Raw genomic sequence first — 7,856 nt, 5'->3', positions numbered from 1 at the left:
GCGACGCATCTTAGCCAAATTCATACCTCCCCATAATAGTTTCAATCCACTCGCCCGCACGGGGCGCGACGCGGCGGGAAGGGCGTGCCCGCGCTGATCATAGAGTTTCAATCCACGCGCCCGCACGGGGCGCGACTTGCACTGGGAGGACTATGCCAAGATTGTTTTGGAGTTTCAATCCACGCGCCCGCACGGGGCGCGACAGGCGGGCGACATAGCCCATGCAAGCAAATTGGAGTTTCAATCCACGCGCCCGCACGGGGCGCGACATTCTGCCTGCGCGGTTTCTGAGCGAGATCGAGAGTTTCAATCCACGCGCCCGCACGGGGCGCGACCGGGAGCGCTGGCCATATGAGCGAGGACATACTGGTTTCAATCCACGCGCCCGCACGGGGCGCGACTAAAGGGTGCAGCCGATACCGGTGACAAGGCAGCGGTTTCAATCCACGCGCCCGCACGGGGCGCGACTTGGTGGCATTCCCTAGTGAGATTGTCGCTGACGTGTTTCAATCCACGCGCCCGCACGGGGCGCGACAGTTCCATGAAAATCGGGTGGTTTAACTCGGTCTCAGATGGACTTTGCGCGAACCCAGTCCGCTACAGTCTACACCACCGTCGTAGTCTATGCTATCACCTCTAAAGCCGCAGCTACAGTGCTTGCGCGAACCTCCTGGGGAAATGGGGATCACTTGGGGTTCGCGCAAGATGATCAGGTCTCCCGCCATCATACTATCTTTTCCCAGGGTTTCGTCACGTGATCAGGATTCCCTCTCTCGTCCGTCGATATAGCGGCCCAGTTATCTGGGAACGGTGCGAGTGCGTTTGGCCTCCAGACGCTCTGCGCTTGTCAGTGCACATTTCCAGCAATTTACAGAGACACTGAGGCAGTTGATGGAGAATCCTCTACCCAGCGCCTTTGCGCTGATGATGGGAGGCCCCAGAATGAGCGCAACTGGCAAGAGACGAATGCTCCCTACCCTTGACTTCTCGTTCAGAGATGACCAGAAAGTGGCCGAGGCCCTGTTCAATCGCGAGATGGTCGATTCGGTTCATCCATTTTCGAAGACATGGACAAGTGCAGAGTTGTCGCTAGATCCCACAAGGTTGTCGACCGTTACGGCAAGATTCAGCAGGCAGAAACCCTTGAGCGAGGATTCAAGCTAATCGTAGCCTATTGGTGCAAGGGTCGCATTCCTCTGGCTGCCAAGGTGGTCAGGATCAACGAGCATGAATCCAAATACGCCATGGATCTCGTCAGACAAGCGCAGAGCAATATCGGCGTTCATGCCAGTATCGCCTGCGTGCTCCTTGATCGCGGTTTCATCGACGGAACAACTCTCCATGACATCGGTGAGCTGGGCATTGAGTATATCATCCCCGCAAAGGACAACATGCGCGTATACGAAGACGCAAGATGCCTTGCGAGGACAGGCCACGGCAACGTGAGCGTCCGTACGCAAACCGTCCTCAATGGATACGGCAAACATCGCGTAGCCACCGAACGCGTCACCGAAGTCGTAGGCATCGAGGGCCTGCGCTCCTACGACCAATACGTTCCCCAATGCCAGCTAAACTTCATAAATCGAAAGGACCATAATCCTAAAAGCCCATCAATGCAGTGGTCGTGCGCAAATGGAACGGCGTGGACTTCGGCTTGTCAGGTAAGGTAGTGTTTCTCACCAACGGCCCAGTCACCGACCCATTCACTGCGTTCGATGGTTATGATGAACGAAGCCTCATCGGGAAGCCAAGCAATCATACGGCCTCAAAGAACTCCCCAAACTGACCGCGAACGCAGTGCATTCCCATACCTACCTTACGCTGGTCGCATTCGCTCTGGTACATGCATACCGCGCATATGCCAACGCAGACGAAGATGCCAAGGAGGAGCTCTGGCCTGTCCAACCGCAGGCTGAACGACCCCGGGCCAGCAGCAGCGTTGCTATGGGCAGGTCATTTGATACAGGCACAACTCGATGGCGACGGCAACTCGCCATGATCAATGCCGACAAGGTGATCGTGTTCTTCGGCGCCTTCTACCGCATATTCAATATCGCGGAAATGATGATTCCTACAGGCGTACCCATCAGAACAACTCCCGAAGATGCTCAGCGCGTCCTGGATAAGTTCGGCTTTGAATAACCGAAAGCACCCTATAAAGCCCCCGTCTTGAGCGTCCAGTCATGTTGGGCGTTACGTTTTCATGCCATCCGCTGGCTGCATCGACGCCACGTCGTGACCTCCAGAGGGCCTATTCCGTCATGACAACAGCCGATCAGCATGTTCCGGGGCCCTGTCACCCATATCTTGGTTCACGCCCCGGCCTGGTCAACTCCTATTGGTGCTTCGTGGTACGCAATATCAGATCGTCAGGATTCCCTCTGGGTCATAGGCGGTCTTGGCGCCGACATGCTCGACTCGTCCTTTCCAGTTTGCTCCGAGGAAGTAGAACCTGAGGCTGTCCTTATCAGGATCGATCAGGTCGCTGAGCGTGTGTTTGAGCATGGCGAACTGAGCGGGCTCAAGCAGGCACTCGAACACGGAATCCTGCACCCTCTGCCCTACGTTGACGCACGCCTTTGCGACTTTGTTCAGGCGTCTCCTGCCCTCGGCGTCCTGGGTATTCACGTCATACGTGACCAGGACCATCATTGCAGCATCACCTTCACTTCCAGAAGAACGCAGGGTATCCGTCGATGTCTCCCCGCAGGTATCTGGCCATCAACATGGCCTGGGCATACGGAATGAGCCCCACCTCAATCTTCTCGCCGAGGAATGGATGGACGATCTCCTCCTGCTTACGCTTTTGCCACACGGCTATCACAGTCTTGCGAGTGTCGTCGTCCATCATGACTCCGCCGGACTCGAGGGCATGAAACCCTCCCGGCCCCACCTGCTTGCGATTGACTATAGCCAAGGCCGATCTGTCTGCCAGAATCGGCCTCAACTCCTCCATCATGTCAAGAGCGAGTCCGGGGCGCCCGGGCCGGTCTTGGTGCATGAACCCTACCTGTGGGTCGAGCCCCACGCTCTCAAGCGCCGCCTGCATATCATGGACCAGCAGAGTATAGAGGAACGACAGCAGCGCGTTTATGTTGTCTCTTGGCGGACGCCTCGAGCGCGCGTGAAAGAAGAAGTCCCCTTTGTTGGCGAGGATCAGGTTGTCAAACACCCCGAAGTACGTGTTTGCAGCCACCCCCTCAATGCCTCGGAGTTCGTCAAGGGGCAGCCCCTTTGCCGCTTCTTGCATGTAGCCTGCCAACTGATCTGCCGCGCTGGCGACTGCCTGGGTCTGCTCACCCGTCTCGTGGTCACGTGCTGCTCTGAGCAGCACGGCTCGGCAGTTGGCCATTTTCGCCAGGATGAAAACCGACGCAATGTGCGATGCCTCCGCTTCCGAGTCCGCCACCCTGTATTGGCGGCGGCGCAGGAGCACATTCCCCGACACCTCTCCGGTGACACGGGCCATAAAATGCCCGTGCTCAGTCAGAAAGGTGAGCGCGACGCCGCGCTCGGCGCATAGTTGCATGAGCGATGGGCTTGCCCCGGCATATCCGAATGCCACCACGCTCTCGAGATTATGGATTGGCATCCGGAATTTCACCTCATTCTCGATTCGCACAATCACATTGTCGCCGTCTCGAGTGAGATAGGCGTCCGGGCTTGTAACGTAGAGAGTGTTCAGCAGCTTCCGCACCAGCGTCCCTCCAGACGACCGCTATGGCCTCTTCGATTTGGCGTCATCCTCTCGGCACGCCCTTACCTGCTTTCGGACGAATGCCTCCGCGGAGTGCGGTGAGAGAGTAAGGCCCGGAAGGCACACGTCCGCCAGTGAGCAGAGCTCGCAGTGCTTGCCCTTGGACGCTGGTGGGGTGATTCCCGCCTCAAACAGGGTATGCATGCGAGATGACAGCTCCTCCACGCGTCGGCGGAGCTGCTCATCGAGCGCCACCCTCTGCCGCCTCCGGGGCTCGCCGTAGTAGAGGTCAGCCGCCGCGATCTGCGCCCCCAGCATCTCCTCAAGGCACATGGCCTGCGCGCATAGTTGAACCTGGTCACGGTCATCAGATTTCGGCTTTCCGCGTTTGTACTCAACAGGCTTGGGAAGCCACAGCCCCTCATGACCGGGCAATAGAGCGCCTTCCTTGGCGCCGTTTTCCACTGGCCAGAACTCCACCACGTCTGCCTGCCCGTAAAGTCCCAACCGCCTCGACATAAGGGGCACAGCCCGCGTTGTTATGTGATCGCCATCGTCCTCGTAAAGTGCAGAATCGTGGGCGCGCTCATGCATGAAGTGCCCTTCAACGGTCCTGACGTTGTCGAGCCATTGCCTTTCGATATGTATGAGCGCCCACTGCCGCTCGCAGAAAGCGATGTGCTGGATTCCGGAGAGCGGCAGCAGGCTGTCCTCATCGTAGCCTTCCTTCGTCATATCAGCGTGAGCAGTCTGACCCCACTTGGCGCCCCGGCCTCATTCACCTTCACTTCGTAATCATCGAACTTACGTGCCGGGGCGGTGGAATCGCGCCTCGCAGCGGTGATGCAGTCGAACAGCTTATGGGCGGGAGCATTGCCGATTCTGCTTTCGTGCTCGAATGCATACAGCCTACGTGACGCCATCTTCCCTCTTGCGGCCGAGTGATCGTGGTCGAACATGTTGATGAGCGCTTCCCACAGCAGGCTCAGATCCTCTTCAGAGAACCCGGTTCGCTCAGCAAGCGGGGCGGACACATAACCCTCCGAGCGGTAGAGAGCGTATGGAACGATGTGCTTGCGCCCCATCTCGTGTTCCTTTCGCTCCGCGTCCTTTTCGCTCGTCACTGCCACTCTGGTGATAGTTACTTCCTGAGGCACAATCGGATCGATGCTCCGAGCGAAGTTGAGCTGGACCGGCCCTCGCACCTGGCCGCAGTTGACTTCGGTGGTCATCACCGCTCCGAACGTGCGTATATCGTAGAAGTGCTCACACATGAACTTGGTAAGTTCATTGTTGGCAAGCTTCTTTGATACTGGTTCGATGTTCTGATCGGTGTACGCCCTTCGATGCTGCGTATTGAGAACTACTCCCTCCTTGACATAGATCTCGAAGCCCTCCTGCCCGCCCCGGGTGAGTTCAACGTAATTGCGGATCTTGCGCTTCAAGCACACGTCCGTTACCAGGCCGTGGCTGGTCTCGGGATCTATGCGCGGCATGTTGCCGGCATCGGGGTCGCCGTTGGGATTGCCGTTCTCAACGTCGAAGAAAAGAACAAACTCATAGCGCCTGTCTACTGTCTTGCTCATTGCTGCTCCTCCTTCACAGAGACATTGGCAGAACCGGTTGCGGCGGGTTTCTTCTCGTAGAAGGCTTGACGCTGGTGATAGTAGCCGAGTATGAATTCACCCTGCTGCTCAAGGTCAAGATAAGCCGGGAATCCGTCGAGCGAACCGATGATGCCTTCGATCTGCTTGTCTGCATACTCGCCGTAGTCGGCTTTGGCAATGTGATGTTGGGCCAAGCGAAGGAGCACCGGGAAGACGCTCCTTGGCGTTGCGGACGCCGAGCCGAAGTAGCGGTCTCTGATTGTGGACTGTAGCTTCGCTTCCGGGTTTCCCTTTGCGACCGCGTTTGCCTGAACCCTCTCAAGCCACGCGAACAACCTGCCGAGAAGGTAGGCGGAATCTGTGCATTGTTCGTTCAGGCTCACAGTGTGACTCCCCTCCTTTGCAGTTTTCCCTGACAGCCGATCCCGTCTGACTAGGCAGGCTTTGATCATTGCGGCCTGCACCGGATTGACATCCTGATCGGCCCTGATTCTGGCCAGAAGCGCCGTGTAGAGCCCTTCCGGGTACGCGGTTCCCATCAACATCGATCTTGTGATCGCGCCGGCAAGAAGCGGCGATGCTCTCTTGAGATCGCCAAGAGGCGCCGTGGCCTTGATGACTCGCCAGATAGGAAAGGGTCCCGTCTCCCAAGTCGGCAGCGCAATGCTCATGTCGGCATAGTGCTGGGCTACCTGGTCGACCAAGGCGCCGAATGAGCTCACGTACCAGAATCGTACTGAGACTCGGGCGTTGTTTGGCGACAAGCCCAGTATGCAGAACCGGACATCTGGGTCTACACCTGACAGACCTTCCCGCGCCGGCCTCCCTTCCGCTACTTTAGCCAACACGTCATGGACCAGCCTCGTGGCTCTTGGATCACGCTGCATCTTGGCCTGATCGTTGGGGGCAATGTCGGAACTGGAGTCAGGGCCTGCCTCGCTATCAGAGGACTCTTCACTACCTCTAGTGCCCGGCTGACTGGGGTTGACCAGCTCCGCGAAAGCCTCCTCTTCCAGGCGCGCCGGACCCTCCGCCCAGAATACCGTTGTGGAATCGGCTATTCGCATGCGATTGTCCTTACTTCGCAACAGGTAGTTCAGAGCGGTAACGTATCCGAAGGCGACCTCTTCGCCGACCGGGGCGTTGATGTTTTGCTCCTTTCCATACGATGTGAAGGCTGCCAGGTTGAACGAAACGAGAGCCGCGCCGGACGGCTGAGCGCCAGTTACCCCCTTAAGGTTGTCGTGAATGCGCGCTATAGGTCCGACCTTGCCGGTAACTAGGCAGTAGCCAACGTTTTCGTTTCCATCGGTCTTGTCAGCGCAATACCTTTCCCAACGGCCGCGTACGGACGGCCTGTCGTGAATGTAGCCGGACGCGCCATCAAGCTTGAAGACGATATTGCCCCCGCCCGAAATGTCTTTCCACAGAGGCGCCAGCACAGGACAGTCTTGAGCGCGGGCAGGGTCCCATCCATGTAGGAAAGCCAGGACGGCCTTTGCGCCGGGATCACCCGAGCCTTCTAGCACTTCATCGTGAAGTGCGCGCATGGCATCGTGTTTTGCCGTGGTGATCTCGAGCTCCTTGCTCTTTTGCTGCGTCACGCCTATCATATAGCCGCTGTTGTCGCACATGAAGTTCGCTCTGATGCCGTAGGCCCGCTTCACCTGCCTCGGCACGTCCATCTCCCGCGCCCGAAGCTTCTTGCCGCCGGAAGCATCGCGCACGTCGATGACATCAAGGAGTTCACCTGATTCGGACAGGTTGAATGCGAAAGAGACCCCGGCCTTGCTGTAGCCGGGTTTGGATACTCCCGATTCGGGGTCGTCTAGGAGACGCCCATAGAGGTCATACAGACTCTGCAGAATCAAGTCTGCCGCCTCCCTCCGGCATGGCGGGGACGTCAATCACGCCGTCATGCATTACGGCCCGGAAAAAGCGCGGCGTCATGTTGTCGGCATAGTCGATGTCGAGCAGCATCCACCCGAGATCGCGCTCGCCGCGATGACACGATGTCGGCATTTCTCCCTCAACCAGTTCGAACTGGGCCGGGAATTCCCGGCATCCCAGGTATGGGCGGTGGTAGCACTGCCCCTGGCGCATGCGACGCACTGCAATGTTGTAGTGCTTCTCTGGGGTGTCGGTCGGGCCAACTTGATCTGTGAGCGCGAAGTGCGCCTCGATAACGTAGGCTGGATCCCTCAGAACAAGCGCCGCGCGTTGCTGCCTGTCCTCGGAGGCGTACTGACACAGCTCCACCTCCTTGCCTTTCATTGCCGACTCCACATTGCGTGCGGGAATCTTGCTTGCCACTTCATTTCGGCGGATGTTGTCGAAGCGGATCTCGTTGAGCACATGGATCCTGTCCACGACCCATCTCAGCGCCGGCTTCCAGTGAATGGCTTCGAGGACTCCGCGCGCTGCCGAAGGCGTCATCACGTCGTAGCTCACCCGCTCGGCTTTCATCTCGGGACGGGTGAAGCAGGCATAGTCGCCCCACACCTTGACTGCGACTCCGTATCCCATCCTCTCCCTCCTTCCTCGTGTTGTTC

9 protein-coding genes and 1 CRISPR repeat array are annotated in these 7,856 nt (G+C 58.1%); of the genes, 2 read left to right on the top strand and 7 right to left on the bottom strand.

All coding sequences use genetic code 11. From position 1 onward, the window contains the following. Positions 1–38: 38 nt before the first annotated feature. Positions 39–535: a CRISPR direct-repeat array (repeat unit 32 nt; unit sequence GTTTCAATCCACGCGCCCGCACGGGGCGCGAC). 407 nt (positions 536–942) lie between these two features. After that, positions 943–1,164, top strand: a complete 222-nt coding sequence (locus VB144_05090) for a hypothetical protein (GenBank protein MEA4883031.1) — start codon at positions 943–945, stop codon at positions 1,162–1,164. Here the strand turns inward: VB144_05090 and VB144_05085 are convergent. Next, positions 1,161–1,562: a hypothetical protein gene (locus tag VB144_05085; protein ID MEA4883030.1), complete on the bottom strand. Its 402-nt coding sequence runs from the start codon at positions 1,560–1,562 to the stop codon at positions 1,161–1,163. The genes VB144_05090 and VB144_05085 overlap by 4 nt on opposite strands. 382 nt (positions 1,563–1,944) lie before the next feature. Here VB144_05085 and VB144_05080 point away from each other — a divergent pair, with 382 nt between their 5' ends. Beyond that, complete coding sequence (locus VB144_05080; GenBank protein ID MEA4883029.1) at positions 1,945–2,142, top strand: hypothetical protein; 198 nt, start codon at positions 1,945–1,947, stop codon at positions 2,140–2,142. Between the two features lie 219 nt (positions 2,143–2,361). On the opposite strand, the gene cas2 is transcribed toward VB144_05080, so the two are convergent. From cas2 to cas5c, 6 genes are read right to left on the bottom strand one after another with little or no spacing between them, the layout of a single operon-like run. Beyond that, positions 2,362–2,652 carry a CRISPR-associated endonuclease Cas2 gene (gene cas2, locus VB144_05075; GenBank protein ID MEA4883028.1) on the bottom strand — a complete coding sequence of 97 codons (291 nt, stop codon included), beginning with the start codon at positions 2,650–2,652 and terminating at the stop codon, positions 2,362–2,364. 13 nt (positions 2,653–2,665) lie between these two features. Next, positions 2,666–3,697 carry a type I-C CRISPR-associated endonuclease Cas1c gene (gene cas1c / locus VB144_05070; protein ID MEA4883027.1) on the bottom strand — a complete coding sequence of 344 codons (1,032 nt, stop codon included), beginning with the start codon at positions 3,695–3,697 and terminating at the stop codon, positions 2,666–2,668. 21 nt (positions 3,698–3,718) lie between these two features. Then, the gene (gene cas4 / locus VB144_05065; protein ID MEA4883026.1) at positions 3,719–4,432 is read right to left on the bottom strand and encodes a CRISPR-associated protein Cas4; all 714 of its coding nucleotides are present in this window, start codon (positions 4,430–4,432) and stop codon (positions 3,719–3,721) included. Continuing rightward, the gene (gene cas7c / locus VB144_05060) at positions 4,429–5,283 is read right to left on the bottom strand and encodes a type I-C CRISPR-associated protein Cas7/Csd2 (GenBank protein ID MEA4883025.1); all 855 of its coding nucleotides are present in this window, start codon (positions 5,281–5,283) and stop codon (positions 4,429–4,431) included. The genes cas4 and cas7c overlap by 4 nt, the downstream gene beginning before the upstream one ends. Beyond that, positions 5,280–7,175 carry a type I-C CRISPR-associated protein Cas8c/Csd1 gene (gene cas8c / locus VB144_05055; protein MEA4883024.1) on the bottom strand — a complete coding sequence of 632 codons (1,896 nt, stop codon included), beginning with the start codon at positions 7,173–7,175 and terminating at the stop codon, positions 5,280–5,282. The genes cas7c and cas8c overlap by 4 nt, the downstream gene beginning before the upstream one ends. Further along, the gene (gene cas5c / locus VB144_05050) at positions 7,153–7,830 is read right to left on the bottom strand and encodes a type I-C CRISPR-associated protein Cas5c (protein ID MEA4883023.1); all 678 of its coding nucleotides are present in this window, start codon (positions 7,828–7,830) and stop codon (positions 7,153–7,155) included. The genes cas8c and cas5c overlap by 23 nt, the downstream gene beginning before the upstream one ends. Between the last annotated feature and the right edge of the window lie 26 nt (positions 7,831–7,856).

The organism is Clostridia bacterium (genome assembly GCA_034926675.1).
Taxonomy (GTDB): Bacteria; Bacillota; DTU025; order DTU025; family DTU025; genus JAYFQW01.
Note: the sequence above shows the minus strand (reverse complement) of the source record. Positions and strands in the feature narration are given on the sequence as shown.

Coding starts and splice junctions, on each gene's coding strand:
- cas5c (MEA4883023.1), bottom strand. CDS start 7,830: ATGGGATACGGAGTCGCAGTCAAGGTGTGGGGCGACTATGCCTGCTTC.
- VB144_05090 (MEA4883031.1), top strand. CDS start 943: ATGAGCGCAACTGGCAAGAGACGAATGCTCCCTACCCTTGACTTCTCG.
- cas4 (MEA4883026.1), bottom strand. CDS start 4,432: ATGACGAAGGAAGGCTACGATGAGGACAGCCTGCTGCCGCTCTCCGGA.
- cas7c (MEA4883025.1), bottom strand. CDS start 5,283: ATGAGCAAGACAGTAGACAGGCGCTATGAGTTTGTTCTTTTCTTCGAC.
- cas2 (MEA4883028.1), bottom strand. CDS start 2,652: ATGATGGTCCTGGTCACGTATGACGTGAATACCCAGGACGCCGAGGGC.
- VB144_05080 (MEA4883029.1), top strand. CDS start 1,945: ATGGGCAGGTCATTTGATACAGGCACAACTCGATGGCGACGGCAACTC.